Annotated in this window: 12 protein-coding genes; all 12 read left to right on the top strand. The window is 36.0% G+C overall.

The window, feature by feature from the left end:
* Positions 1-9: 9 nt before the first annotated feature.
* Positions 10-1,176 carry a 1-deoxy-D-xylulose-5-phosphate reductoisomerase gene (locus PGC14_RS07625; RefSeq protein ID WP_271628570.1) on the top strand — a complete coding sequence of 389 codons (1,167 nt, stop codon included), beginning with the start codon at positions 10-12 and terminating at the stop codon, positions 1,174-1,176.
* Entirely contained in the window at positions 1,173-2,225 is a 1,053-nt protein-coding gene (rseP, locus tag PGC14_RS07620; protein ID WP_271628569.1) for an RIP metalloprotease RseP, read from the top strand. The genes PGC14_RS07625 and rseP overlap by 4 nt, the downstream gene beginning before the upstream one ends.
* Positions 2,222-3,274, top strand: a complete 1,053-nt coding sequence (gene ispG / locus PGC14_RS07615) for a flavodoxin-dependent (E)-4-hydroxy-3-methylbut-2-enyl-diphosphate synthase (RefSeq protein WP_039764758.1) — start codon at positions 2,222-2,224, stop codon at positions 3,272-3,274. Before rseP ends, ispG begins: the two co-directional genes overlap by 4 nt.
* 9 nt (positions 3,275-3,283) lie before the next feature.
* Positions 3,284-3,952 carry a glycosyltransferase family 2 protein gene (locus PGC14_RS07610; protein ID WP_039764760.1) on the top strand — a complete coding sequence of 223 codons (669 nt, stop codon included), beginning with the start codon at positions 3,284-3,286 and terminating at the stop codon, positions 3,950-3,952.
* A complete protein-coding gene (locus tag PGC14_RS07605) occupies positions 3,949-8,157 on the top strand; it encodes a PolC-type DNA polymerase III (protein WP_271628568.1) in 4,209 nt (1,402 codons plus the stop codon). Before PGC14_RS07610 ends, PGC14_RS07605 begins: the two co-directional genes overlap by 4 nt.
* Before the next feature lie 31 nt (positions 8,158-8,188).
* Complete coding sequence (locus PGC14_RS07600) at positions 8,189-8,824, top strand: thiamine diphosphokinase (protein ID WP_271628567.1); 636 nt, start codon at positions 8,189-8,191, stop codon at positions 8,822-8,824.
* A 63-nt stretch (positions 8,825-8,887) separates the two neighbouring features.
* Complete coding sequence (locus tag PGC14_RS07595; protein WP_011917851.1) at positions 8,888-9,163, top strand: GlsB/YeaQ/YmgE family stress response membrane protein; 276 nt, start codon at positions 8,888-8,890, stop codon at positions 9,161-9,163.
* A gap of 197 nt (positions 9,164-9,360) precedes the next feature.
* Complete coding sequence (locus PGC14_RS07590) at positions 9,361-10,473, top strand: ABC transporter ATP-binding protein (RefSeq protein ID WP_011917850.1); 1,113 nt, start codon at positions 9,361-9,363, stop codon at positions 10,471-10,473.
* 135 nt (positions 10,474-10,608) lie between these two features.
* Positions 10,609-11,703 carry a PucR family transcriptional regulator gene (locus PGC14_RS07585; RefSeq protein ID WP_271628566.1) on the top strand — a complete coding sequence of 365 codons (1,095 nt, stop codon included), beginning with the start codon at positions 10,609-10,611 and terminating at the stop codon, positions 11,701-11,703.
* A gap of 22 nt (positions 11,704-11,725) precedes the next feature.
* Positions 11,726-12,445, top strand: coding sequence for a cell division ATP-binding protein FtsE (gene ftsE / locus PGC14_RS07580; RefSeq protein WP_039764770.1), 720 nt, complete (start codon positions 11,726-11,728; stop codon positions 12,443-12,445).
* Positions 12,402-13,286, top strand: coding sequence for a permease-like cell division protein FtsX (ftsX, locus tag PGC14_RS07575; protein WP_271628565.1), 885 nt, complete (start codon positions 12,402-12,404; stop codon positions 13,284-13,286). The genes ftsE and ftsX overlap by 44 nt, the downstream gene beginning before the upstream one ends.
* Before the next feature lie 36 nt (positions 13,287-13,322).
* On the top strand, positions 13,323-14,462 hold the full coding sequence (locus tag PGC14_RS07570) for a murein hydrolase activator EnvC family protein (protein WP_307742486.1): 1,140 nt from the start codon (positions 13,323-13,325) through the stop codon (positions 14,460-14,462).
* The last annotated feature ends 9 nt before the right edge of the window (positions 14,463-14,471 follow it).

The following is a 14,471-nucleotide window of genomic DNA, read 5'->3' as shown; positions in this document are numbered from 1 at the left end:
GCGAAGAATATGACAAAAAGAATTTGCATCTTAGGGTCAACTGGTTCAATTGGACGTCAAGCAGTAGATGTTGCAAAGAGGTTAGGAATAAAGGTGGTAGGACTTTCTGCATATATGAATATTGAAATGCTAATATCCCAAGCAAAGGATCTAAACCCTGAGATTCTTTGCATAGGTGATGAGAGGTATTATACTATTTTAAAAGAGCAATTTCCTAATAAGATAGTTGTAGCAGGTCAAAAAGGACTGATTGAGCTTGCAACTTATGAAAATGCTGACCTTATTTTAAACGCATTAGTGGGAATATCAGGGTTAGTTCCAACCATTGAAGCAATAAAAGCAGGTAAAAAGGTTGCACTTGCCAACAAAGAGACGTTAGTTGTTGGGGGAAAAATTATAAAACAGATGATCAAGGACAAATCAAATGAAAACCAAGACTACATTTTGATTCCTGTTGATTCAGAGCACAGTGCTATCTTCCAGTGTCTTATAGGTGAGGACAATAAAAATGTGAGAAGAATAATATTAACAGCCTCAGGCGGACCATTTAGAGGTAAGAAATTAGACCAACTAAAAAATGTCAAAATAGAAGATGTACTTTCGCATCCTACATGGAGAATGGGGAAAAAAATAACAGTTGATTCTGCAACGCTAATTAACAAGGGTTTTGAAGTTATTGAAGCAATGTTTTTCTTTGACAAAAAAACTGATGAGATTGATGTTGTAATACATCCCCAAAGTATTATACATTCAATGGTGGAGTTTGTTGATGGCTCTATAAAAGCTCAGATTTCAAATCCAGATATGCGACTTCCAATTGAATACAGTTTAACATATCCCAAAAGGGGTATCTGTTTAATAGAGCCTCTTGACTTTAGCAAATTAAAGCAGCTTACATTTGAAGAGCCTGATTTTGAGACGTTCTTTTTGCTCAAGCTCGCATATGAATGTGCACAAAAAGGGGAAAGTTATCCAGTTGTTTTAAATGCGGCTGACGAAGAAGCAGTTAAATTTTTCTTGGAGGGGAAGATAACATTTGTTGATATGATGAATTATGTAGCAAAGGTTGTTGAGAACCACAGGCCACAACAAATCAATTCAATTGAGGACATCTTAGAGGTTGATAAAATAGCAAGGATGGAACTCAAAAAAATAGTGGAAGGTGAGATGTCTTGATAAATCTTTTGATAGCTTTAATTGTCCTCACAATTGTGATACTTATTCATGAATTTGGTCATTTTATTGTTTGCAAATTATCAAGAGTACTTGTAGAAGAGTTTGCCATTGGGTTTGGTCCAAAGATTTTTAGCATCAAAGGTAAAGAGACAGAATATTCTGTAAGAGCTTTTTTAATAGGCGGCTATGTAAGACCTCTTGGTGAGGACCAGGAAGTAGACCATCCACGTGCACTAAATAAAGCAAAAGTTCATAAGAGAATTTTGATGGTGTTAATGGGTCCATTGATGAATTTTGTCCTTGCAATTGTCATCATGATGGGTATAGGCTATTTTGTTGGTTTTGGAACAAATATAATTGGTAAAGTTGAGCCTACTATGCCTGCATATCAAGTAGGAATAAAACCAGGAGATAAAATAATTGAGCTTGATGGCAATCGTGTATTTGTATGGGACCAGGTGAGCTTCTATTTAGCAGTTCATAATATGCTCTACAAAGACAAACCTCTTGAAGTTAAAGTTTTAAGAGATGGTCAGGAATACAGTTTCTTTGTTACTCCAAAATATGATCCTAATACAAAGTCAAAGCGAATAGGTATATCACCCAAAATTTCACAGAAGAATTTTTTAAATAGCGTCTATTATAGCATATTTGCCACATATGCTGAGATTAAGGAGACTATTTATGGAGTTGTTTTAATATTGTCGGGCAAGGTATCTGGGTCTGAGGTAATGGGACCTGTTGGAATAGTAAAAACAATTGGGCAGGCGGCAAATGCTGGGTTTAAGCAAAACTTTATAAGCGGGCTTTTAAACATTTTGTGGCTTATGCAGCTCATTTCAGTAAACCTTGGTGTTATAAACCTCATTCCGTTCCCTGCGCTTGACGGAAGCAGACTTGTGTTTTATTTATACGAAGCAGTAGTGGGAAGGCCATTTAACAGGGAAAAGGAAGCGCTGATTCATACAATTGGGTTTGTGCTGCTCCTTTTACTACTTGTAATTGTCACTTTTAATGATATCAAAAACATCATAATGCCTGGAAGGTGACATGTTTGACAAGAAAGATAAAGATTGGCAATCTTTATATTGGTGGCGGTGAGCCAATTAGGATTCAGTCAATGACAAATACAAAGACAAAAGATGTTGAAAAGACAGTTGAGCAGATACTCAGACTTGAAAGTTTGGGCTGCGAAATAATAAGAGTTGCAATACCTGATATGGAAAGTGCAAAAGCTATTGAAAAAATCAAGGCTAAGATTCATATTCCGATTGTTGCTGATATTCATTTTGATTATAAACTTGCACTTGAGGCTATTTACAATGGAGCTGATAAGATAAGGATTAACCCTGGTAATATTGGAGGACCTGAAAAGGTAAAGAAAATAGTTGATGAAGCCAAAAGATATGGTATTCCTATCAGAGTTGGGGCAAACTCAGGTTCTCTTCCGAAAGAGATATTGGAAAAATACAAATCACCAACGCCTGAAGCAATTGTTGAGGCAGCCCTCAACCAGGTAAGACTTTTGGAAAGTTTTGATTTTGACAATATTGTAATATCTGTAAAGTCATCTGACGTTTTGACAACTATCAAAAGTTATGAAATTTTGTCAAGAAAGACAAGCTATCCACTTCACGTTGGACTTACAGAAGCAGGGACATTTATTGCAGGGTGTGTAAAGTCAAGTATTGCAATTGGTCATCTGCTTCTTCAAGGTATTGGAGACACAATAAGGGTGTCTCTTACTGATGATCCTGAAAAAGAGGTAACTGTTGCAAAAGAGATTCTAAAGGGGTTAAAATTAAAAAAGGGTGTGAATATAATCTCATGTCCAACATGCGCAAGGTGTAACGTAGATTTAATCAAGATTGCAAATGAGGTTGAAAAGAGAATTGGAAATTTGGATTTGGATATTAGCGTTGCAATAATGGGCTGTGCAGTAAATGGTCCTGGTGAGGCAAAAGAAGCTGATATTGGAATTGCCTGCGGCATTGGAGAGGGACTTTTGTTTAAAAAAGGAAAGATTGTAAAGAAGGTAAAAGAAGATGATCTTGTTGATGAGCTGATACGAGAGATTTATTCTCTTTATAAAACATGAGGTGAAATGATGAATAATAAAGTGGTTTGTTTGATTCCTGCGTACAATGAGGAAAAAAGGATAGGGTCGGTTATAGAGGTTGTGAAAAAGTGTACGCTTGTTGATGAAATTTATGTGATAGACGATGGCTCTGAGGACAAGACAGCAGAGGTTGCAAAAGAAAAGGGTGCACATGTTTTAAAACTATACCAAAATATGGGTAAAAGCTATGCAATCTTCTACGGTGTTGAAAACACTCAAAGTGACGTAGTTTTAATGCTTGATGCTGACCTTATAAATCTCAAAGTTGAAGATGTTGAAAATCTTATTTTACCTGTTTTAGAAGATAAAGCTGATATGACAATAGGGATATTTTCAGAAGGTAGATTTTCTACAGATTTAGCTCAGAAAATTTCACCCTTTTTGTCTGGTCAAAGATCAATAAAAAGATGGGTTTTTGATAAGATATTAGAATCAAGAAAAGACATTAAAGATTTGGGCTATGCAATTGAGATTATCTTGACAGAATATGCAAAAAAACTGAACTTAAGAGTTTTGACAGTTGAACTGCCCCATGTTTCCCATGTTATGAAAGAGGAAAAGCTGGGATTTTTCAAAGGTGCTCAGCACAGAATGAAAATGTATAGAGAAATTATTAAAGGATATGTCAATCTCAAAAAAAGTAGGGATGAGGCATGAGTGAGGTGGCTTATTTACCACTCAAACCTGTCAAGGTTGAATTTGACAAAGCGAATAAGTTTCTGAAAATATACATTGATGATATTAAGGGGTTAGATGAAATAAATTTAATTGAACTTGAAAGTAGATTCAAAAATTCCTTGGATATTTGCGAAGATGTAGAGGTTAAACTTCTGAATAACAAGGTTGCGAATATAAAAGAACTTTTACAAAAACACAAATGGTTTTTGGTCTATAAGATATCAAAAAAGTGCAATGGGCTCAAGGCATTTTTAAAAGAGTGCGAGATTACTTTAGAAGGTGACAAGCTTGTATTTTTAGTGCCAAATGGAATTAGAGATATAATGCTTGAAAGAAAGTTAGATGTGCTTGTCAGGGATATTTTAAGTGAAGAGTTTGGCTGCAAGTGTGATGTAGAGTTTAGGATTAAAGACTTTTATATTCACTTTGACTTTGATAGTGAAATTGAAAACTATTTGAAAGAGTCTGAAGAGAAGAGAAAGGAAAAAGAAACGAAAGAAGCCGATAAAAAAGATATTCAGCAAGATCCAGATGTCATATTTGGCAAAAGAATTAACGAAAAAGAAGAAATAACTCCTATTTCTTTAATAAAGGTAGGCAGCAAGTGTATAATTGAGGGTGAAGTTTTCAATATTGAGATAAAAGAGACAAAAAACCAGAATATACTCATTTACAAACTGTATGTCACAGATTACAACACATCTACCTATGTCAAAATTGTTGCAAAAAAAGACAATATCCCAACTTCAATTTCTGTGGGAGATTATATAAAAATTGAAGGAAACGTTGAGTTTGATGAGTTCGAAAAGGCAATTGTTGTAAATGCAAAGAATGTAAACAGAGCTGTGAAACCTGAAAGGCTTGACACAGCTGAGGTAAAAAGGGTAGAACTTCACGCCCACACAAAGATGTCTACTATGGATGCTGTGTGTTCAGCAGAAGAACTTATAAAGACTGCTGCAAAATGGGGGCACAGGGCAATTGCAATTACTGACCATGGCGTTGTACAAGCATTCCCAGAAGCCCAGGAAGTGAGTAAAAGTGAAGATGTTAAGGTCATATACGGAATGGAATGCTATCTGATTGACGACGGTGTGCCTGTTGTATATAATCCGAAAGAAAACCAGAGCTTAGACACTACTTTTGTAGTTGTTGATATTGAGACAACAGGTTTTGACAACCAAAAAGACAGGATAATTGAGATTGGAGCTGTGAAGATAGAAAACGGTGAGATTGTTGATAGATTTTCAACATTTGTGGACCCGGAAGGAAAGATTCCTATTAGAATATCTGAACTAACAGGTATTTACCAGAATATGGTAGATAATGCTCCAAAGCTTTCAGATGCTATACTGGAATTTGAGAAGTTCTGCAGTGGAGCCATTTTGGTTGCACATAATGCACAGTTTGATATTGGATTTTTGAAAAGGTCTTATCAAGAGTGCGGCCTTATCTTTGACTATACATATATAGATACGTTAGAGCTTTCAAGAAGAGTGCTTACAGATTTATCCTCCCATAAGTTAAACAAAGTGGCAGAATTTCTAAATATTGAACTTAAACATCATCACAGAGCAGACTCTGATGCTGAAACTACTGCAAAGATTTTTATAAGTCTGATTGAAAAGCTAAAAAGTCGAGGATATAAATATTTAAGAGAACTTAATACTATTGAAACAAATACAAAAGCAGATTTGAAATCGCATAGCTACCATGCCACAATACTTGTAAAAAATCAGCAGGGGCTAAAGAACCTCTATAAGCTTGTTTCATATTCTCATCTTGAGTATTTTTATAAACGACCAAGAATTCCCAAAAGTGTTTTAATACAGCTAAAAGATGGTCTTATTTTAGGAAGCGCATGTGAGTCAGGAGAAATTTTTAGGGCAATTATGGAAGGGAAGAGCGATGAGGAGCTTGAGAAGATAGCATCACTTTACGATTTTCTTGAAATTATGCCTATTGAGAATAACTCTTTTTTAATTAGAGAAGGATATTTAAAGGATGAAGAGCAGCTCAGACAAATCAACAAAAAGATATATCAGCTTGGGAAAAAACTAAATAAGTTGGTTGTTGCAACGTCTGATGCGCATTATTGCCATCCTCATCAGAGAATCTTGCGGCAAATTCTAAAGCACAACCAAGGTTACGATGACGTAGAAACTGATCCATATTTATACTTTAGAACAACTGATGAGATGCTGAAAGAGTTCGAATATCTTGGCAAAGAAGCAGCATATGAAGTTGTTGTTGAGAACACCAATAAAATTGCTGATATGATAGAGGATGTAAAACCAATACCTGATGAGACATTCCCGCCAAAGATTGAAGGCGCTGAAGAAGAGATTTACAACATGACAATGAAAAGGGCTCATGAGATATATGGAGAACCGCTTCCAGAGATTGTTAAGCAGAGACTTGAAAAAGAGCTAAATTCTATTATAAAAAATGGGTTTGCTGTGATGTATTTGATTGCGCAAAAACTTGTGTCAAAGTCGTTGTCAGATGGATACTTGGTTGGTTCACGTGGTTCTGTTGGTTCATCACTTGTTGCTACAATGTGTGGAATTACAGAGGTAAATCCACTGCCACCGCACTATGTTTGTCCAAACTGTAAGTATTCTGAGTTTGTGACAGATGGAACAGTTGGCTGTGGTTATGACCTTGAGGACAAAGACTGTCCAAGGTGTGGTACAAAACTTAGAAAAGACGGGCATGATATACCATTTGAGACTTTTTTAGGTTTTGATGGTGACAAAGAACCTGATATAGATTTGAACTTCTCAGGTGAATATCAGCCCATTGCACATAAGTTCACAGAAGAGCTTTTTGGACAGGGTTATGTTTTCAGAGCAGGGACAATCTCAACAGTTGCTGAAAAGACTGCACATGGGTTTGTTACAAAGTATGCAGAGGAAAAAGGACTGAGCTTGCACCCGGCAGAGGTTTTAAGACTTTCGCAGGGCTGCACAGGTGTTAAACGTACAACAGGCCAGCACCCAGGTGGGCTTATGATTGTTCCAAAAGACAAAGAGATTTTCGACTTTACACCAATTCAGCATCCTGCAGATAGCGAGGACAAAAGTGTAATTACAACCCACTTTGACTATCATGCAATCTCTGGAAGATTATTAAAACTTGATATACTTGGTCATGACGACCCTACAGTTATAAGAATGCTTCAGGACTTAACGGGAGTTGACCCGCGATCAATCCCACTTGATGACAAGGCTACTTTGTCAATCTTTACAAGTACAGAAGCGCTTGGAATTTCTCCTGAGGATATTGACTGTGAAGTTGGGACTTTTGGCATACCAGAATTTGGTACAAGATTTGTAAGACAGATGCTGATAGAGACAAAACCAAAGTCGTTTGCTGAGCTTGTTAGAATATCAGGGCTTTCCCATGGAACAAATGTGTGGACAAATAACGCACAGGATCTTGTCAGAAACGGCATTGCAACGTTAAAAGAGGTAATCTCAACTCGTGACGATATAATGCTATACCTTATTCAAAAAGGTGTTCCGCCGAAAGACAGTTTTAGAATAATGGAGGATGTTCGAAAAGGGAAGGGTTTAAAACCAGAAGACGAAGAGCTTTTGAGAGGCTACGGTGTGCCAGAGTGGTATATAGAAAGCTGTAAGAAAATCACATACATGTTTCCAAAGGCTCACGCTGCTGCTTATGTCATGATGGCATTTAGGATTGCCTACTTTAAGGTTCATTATAAAGAAGCTTTCTATGCAACATACTTCACAGTCAGAGCAGATGACTTTGATTATGCAACCATATTAAAGGGAAGAGAGTTTATAAGACAAAAGATAAGAGACATGGAGAATAGAATGAATACTCTATCTCAAAAGGACAAAAACCTTCTGACAGTGCTTGAGATAGCAAATGAGATGTTAGCAAGAGGTCTTAAGTTTTATCCTGTTGATTTGAACGAATCAGATGCAGAAAAGTTTATGATAAAAGATGGTGGACTTTTGATTCCATTTAATGCCTTGCCGAACGTTGGAATTGCTGCTGCACGAAATATTGTTGAGGCAAGAAAGGAAGGAAAATTTTTGTCCATTGATGACCTTCAGAGAAGAGCAAAACTAAATAAACAGGTAATTGAGATATTGACACAGTACAAGGTTTTAAAGGATTTACCTCAGACAAGCCAGCTAAGTTTCTTCTAAATATTGGAAAAATATGGAAAGGGATATTGAGATGAGAGCGATTATTATATCAAACGGCAGTGTGGAAGATAAAGCTTTTTATGAAGAATATCTAAAAACGGCAAATTTTATTATTTGCTGTGACGGCGGTGCGAATGTTGCATACAACTATGGTTTTTTGCCAGACTTGATATTAGGTGACTTTGACTCTATTGACAAAGATGTTTTGGAATATTTTAGAATTAAAAATGTAGAAATTTTGGAATTTCCTCGTGAAAAAGACAAAACTGATACCCAGATTGCGGTTGAGTACTTAGCTGAAAGAGGTTTTGATGAGATAGTGATGCTTTCTTGCACAGGAAGAAGGATTGACCATGTGCTGGCAAACATCACACTTTTATATTATCTACTTGAACGCAATATAAAAGGTCTTATTGTTGATAATAATAATATCATTACAATGACAAAAGACAAGATAAAAATAGAAGGAAAAAAAGGACATATTCTATCTTTGCTACCATATACAAAAACAGTAAAAGGCATCTCAACTAAAGGTTTGTATTATACACTAAAAGATGGTAGCATGGAATTTGGCAATCCCTATGGTGTATCAAATGTTATTATAGAAGATGAAGCAATTGTTGAGGTAGAAGATGGGGTATTATTGGTAATATTATCAAGTGATTAAATTCGATAAAAGTAATCATACTAAAGAGTAGAGGTGCTATTTTAAAAAAGGGGGTCAAAGCTGATGCTCGGATTTATAATGACCCTGATTGTTGCAGCAATTGCAGGTTATATTGGTGATGCACTAACCAAGTACAAGATGCCAGGTGGTTTTATTGGAGCAATGATTGCAGGGCTTGTTGGTTCATGGATTGGAGCATATATCCCATTTTTCAGAAAACTTGGTCCTGTTATAGCCGGAATTCCGATTATTCCAACCATACTTGGCGCTGCGATATTCATCTTTGTGTTAGGACTGTTTAGAAAAGGTGCTGAAGAGGCAACCAAATCACAACAATAGTAACAATTGGCTGATAAGGTACAACTCCTTATCAGCCTTTGTTTTTGGTAAGATAGTTTAGACATGTTATCTAAAAGGTTTTTGAAAAGTTTGTTTAAAAAATCAATAGTTTTTAGTCGCAAATAATTGTATAGTCTATATTAGAAGAAAATTTTTGCGAATTAATATACAAATACTGTGTAGGAGGTAAAAGAAAAGTGGCAAGTGTAAGATTAAAAGGTGTTTATAAGAGATATCCTGGTGGTGTTACAGCTGTTTCTGATTTTAACCTTGACATTGAGGACAAGGAATTTATAGTATTGGTTGGACCATCTGGTTGTGGTAAGACAACAACTCTTAGAATGATTGCTGGACTTGAAGAGGTCACAGAGGGCGAAATCTACATAGGGGACAAGCTGGTAAATGACGTTCCTCCAAAGGACAGAGATATTGCGATGGTTTTCCAGAATTATGCTTTGTATCCGCACATGACTGTTTTTGAGAATATGGCATTTGGTCTTAAACTCAGAAAATTTCCAAAAGATGAGATAAAGAGACGTGTTCATGAGGCAGCAAAGATTTTGGGAATTGAGCACTTACTTGACAGAAAGCCAAAGGCTTTGTCTGGTGGTCAGAGACAGAGAGTTGCGCTTGGTCGTGCTATTGTCAGAGAGCCAAAGGTATTCCTGATGGATGAGCCTCTTTCAAACTTGGACGCAAAACTCAGAGTCCAGATGAGAACAGAGCTGTCTAAACTTCATAAGAGACTTGGAACAACATTCATCTACGTTACACACGACCAGACAGAAGCTATGACAATGGGTACAAGAATTGTTGTTATGAAAGATGGATTTATTCAGCAAGTAGACACTCCACAAGTTTTGTATGAGCAACCTGCAAACTTGTTTGTTGCTGGCTTTATTGGTTCACCTCAGATGAACTTCATTGAGTCAAGAATTGAGCAAAAGGATAAGAACTTGTACGTTGTATTTGGTAACAATGCAATAAAACTTCCAGAAGGAAAGGCTAAGAAGGTTGAGGAGCTTGGCTATGTTGGTAAAGAGGTTATAATGGGTATCAGACCTGAGGACTTACACGATGAAGAGATATTCCTGCAGACAGCTCAGGATGCTGTTGTTGATGCCCATGTTGATGTTGTTGAGATGCTTGGTTCTGAAACACTTCTCTATGTAGTTGTTGATGGTCTTAACCTCATTGCAAGAGTTGACCCAAGGTCAAAGACAAAAGCTGGTGACAAGATTAAACTTGCATTTGATGCAAACAGAATTCACCTGTTTGACAAAGAGACAGAAAAGGCAATTGTTCACTAAGCAAAAGAAGAATAAGCCCTTGCCAACATTTAAAAGTGGCAGGGGTTTTTTGTTTTCAAAAACCTTTTACAATCGCAAAGAAAAAAAGTATAATAGATTTATAAAATACTATGGAAAAGGGTGAGGTATAACGTTATGATGACACAAAAGGTAATTGATGTGTTAGAGCAAGCAAAAGATATCATCGAGGATGAATTCGGATATATAGAGGCTGATGGAAGAGTTGTTTATAGTTCAAACCCACTTTCTCAAAATAGAATCAACACTGTTGCTATTGACTTGATAAAAACAGACACAGATCTTGAAATCTTTGAAGGACGCACATATAAGGTTTTTAGAACCCAAACAGACACATATGTACTGTATATAAACAACACAGAACCACATGCTGAAAAGCTTTTGGACATGCTTAACCTTGTTGTGATGAAGGCAAAAGAGCCTGCTTCTGCTTATGATAAGAAATTGTTTATCAAGAATCTATTGTACGACAACATTTTACCAGGTGAAATTTACACAAAAGCAAGAGAACTGCATATCGCAACAGGTGCGACACGGGTTGTTTTTGCTATATATATTCCAAATGCAAAAGAAATCAAAGATATTAATGTTGGAGAGATTTTGACAAGCATCTTTCCAAAGAGCACGAAGGATTTCATTATTCAGCTTGACAATAACATACTTGTGTTCATAAAAGAGCTAAAGCCTGGTTCTACTGATGAGGATGCCTATAAGGTAGCAAGGATTATACTTGATACTCTTAACTCTGAACTTCTTTTAAAAGCGTATATCGGAATTGGCTCTGTTGTTGATGATATCAAAGAGCTTTCAATGTCATACAAAGAAGCTGAAGCAGCGCTAAAAATTGGTTATATATTTGAAAAGGACAAATATATAGTAAGCTATCACAAACTTGGGCTTGGAAGGCTCATATACCAAATGCCAACAAAGCTTTGTGAGATGTTCTTAGAAGAAGTCTTCAAGGACGTAAAACTCTCTGACTTTGATCCAGAGCTAATACAGACTGTTGAGATGTTCTTTGAGTGCAACTTAAATGTCTCAGAAACAGCAAGACAGCTTTATATCCACAGGAATACCTTGGTATACAGGCTTGATAAAATTGAAAGAATGATAGGGCTTGATTTGAGAAAGTTTGAGGATGCTATTATCTTTAAGATGGCTATGCTTGTGAATCAATATCTTGAATATACAAAGGGGAATATAACATTTTAGAGAATATTGCAGGTGAATTTAGATGGTAAAGTTTATAAATGTGAGCAAAAGGTATCCTAATGGGGTACTTGCGCTCAGTTCAGTAAACCTGACAATAGAAAAAGGAGAGTTTGTATTTATAGTAGGTTCAAGTGGTGCGGGGAAATCTACGTTGGTTAAACTTCTTTTAAAAGAGATTGAACCAACCGAAGGTGAGATAATCGTTGGCGAGTACAATCTGAATAAACTTTCTAAGAGAGAAATACCTTATTACAGAAGAAAGATTGGCATTGTATTTCAGGATTTTAGGCTTTTACCGAACAAGACTGTGTATGAAAATGTTGAGTTTGCTATGCAAATAACAGGGGCACCTTCAAAGCTTATCAGAAGGCAAGTTCCTTTTGTACTGTCGCTTGTTGGGCTTGCGCACAAGGCAAAATGTTACCCGCACGAACTTTCAGGTGGTGAGCAGCAGCGGGTTGCCTTGGCGCGAGCAATTGTCAACAAGCCTTCGTTGCTAGTTGCTGATGAACCAACTGGAAATCTTGACCCTGATACCTCGTGGGAGATAATGAGACTTTTAGAGGATATAAATAAAAGGGGTACAACAGTTTTAGTTGCAACACATGCAAAAGAGATTGTGGATAGCATGAGAAAAAGAGTTATTGCAATTGACAACGGCAGGATTGTCAAAGACCAACCTAAAGGGGTTTACAGCTATGAGACTTCAGACGTTCAAGTACTTTTGCAAAGATGGATTTAAGAATATATTTTTAAATAAGACCATGGCTGCTGCTTCTATCTCAATAGTGGTAGCAGCCTTAACTGTGGTTGGGGTTTTCATTGCAATTGCGTTGAATTTAGGATATATTTCAGAGCAAATAGAAAAGACTGTTGATATAAGAGTAATTCTCCAAAAAGGTCAAGAAGATAAAGTACCTGTGATAGAAGAGTTTTTGAGAAAGAATGCACAGGTTCGAAGTTATGATTATATAAGTCCTGAAATGGCGCTTGAAGATTTCAAAAAAAAGCTTGGGAAGAATTCTTTTCTTTTGGAGGGACTTGAAAAAGACAATCCTCTTCGGGGTTATTTTATTGTAAGACCTGTAAAAATAGAATACACAAAAGAGCTTGCAAAAGCATTAGAAAATTTGCAAGGAGTTGCTCAGGTTTACTTTCCGTCTCAAACGGTTGATAGGTTAAAGAGGATAATGAAAATACTAAATCTCTTGTGTGTAGCTTTGATTTTAGGTCTGTATATGGTAGCAATATTTATAATAGCAAATACAATAAAGATTACCCTTTTTGCAAGAAGGAGAGAAATTTCTATAATGAGATATATTGGTGCAACAAATCGGTTTATAAGCGGTCCTTTTGTTGTTGAAGGCTTTATAATTGGAATACTGGGAGCAACTTTTGCATATGCTGTAGTGCTTTTAATATATCATTACTCGATAAAATATCTCTCACAAACAATTACCTTTGTAGATTTTGTAAATATCTCTACTTATAAGTACAAGATATTAGGATTGTTTATTCTAACTGGAAGTATGGTTGGCATTTTAGGAAGTCTAATTTCGCTAAGAAGATATCTCAAAGCTTAATATAGCCTCTTTTTTCTGAAGAGGAGGTTTTTTACTTTGGTGAGAAAACTTAAAATTGTAATTTTATTTTTGGTTTTTGTTTTGTTTTTTGAAAGTGCTATATCTGATACACTGAAAGATTATCAGAACAAACTCAAATCTGTTGAGAAAAACAAAAAGAAGACTCAGCAAAAGATTACTGAAATAAAAAATAAACAGCAACAGGTTTTAGATCAGATAGATGATATTGACAAGGAGATTGACAAAACAAAAAGCCAAATTGATTTGTTAAAAAACAATATTCTTATTGTTGAGAACAGGATTAAAGATACCCAAGAGCAACTTCAACATGAGCAGGCAAAAAAGGAGGCATATTACCAAAAGTTCAAAGACAGAATCAGAGCAATATATGAGATAAACAATGTTTCAGTTTCGTACATAGAGATTTTGCTTGACTCGAAAAATTTGTCTGACTTTTTTACAAGAATGTATCTTTTTAACGATATAATTGAGTATGATAAGCAAATACTAAATGAGTATACAAAATCTATTGAGAATATAAAAAAGAAAGAAGCAGAATTAGTTTTACTAAGACAAGATTTAAACAACAAAAAAGCAGAACTTGAAAAATATCAAAATTCGCTCATTGCTGAGCAACAAGAAAAGAAAAAGCTTTTGTCTGACTTAGAAAAAGAGCAGGACAAGTTAGAAAATATGCTTGATGAACTGGAAAGAGTTTCGAATGAACTTTCCAAAAAGATAAAAGAGATTTTGGCAAGACAAAAGACAAAACGAATATATTCAGGTGGAAAGCTTTTATGGCCACTTGATGGTTACTATGATATATCATCATATTTTGGGATGAGATTTCATCCTATTTTGAAAAAGAACAAGATGCATACAGGGATTGACATTGCTGCACCTTATGGTACAAGGGTTTTAGCAGCAGCTGATGGTGATGTGATCTTAGCTGGATGGGTTTCTGGATATGGGAAAACCATTATTTTAGACAATGGAAGTGGTATTAGTACGCTTTATGCTCATCTTTCTTCAATAAATGTCTCTGTTGGGCAAAAGGTGAAGAAAGGCGAATGCATAGGTAATGTTGGTTCAACCGGATATTCGACAGGTCCACACCTTCATTTTGAAGTGAGAATCAACGGCGATGTTGTCGACCCATTGAATTATCTGAAATAAGGGGCTGAA

Source organism: Caldicellulosiruptor sp. DIB 104C (genome assembly GCF_028198085.1).
Lineage (GTDB): Bacteria > Bacillota > Thermoanaerobacteria > Caldicellulosiruptorales > Caldicellulosiruptoraceae > Caldicellulosiruptor > Caldicellulosiruptor saccharolyticus.
This window is presented reverse-complemented; position numbering and strand designations above follow the sequence as displayed.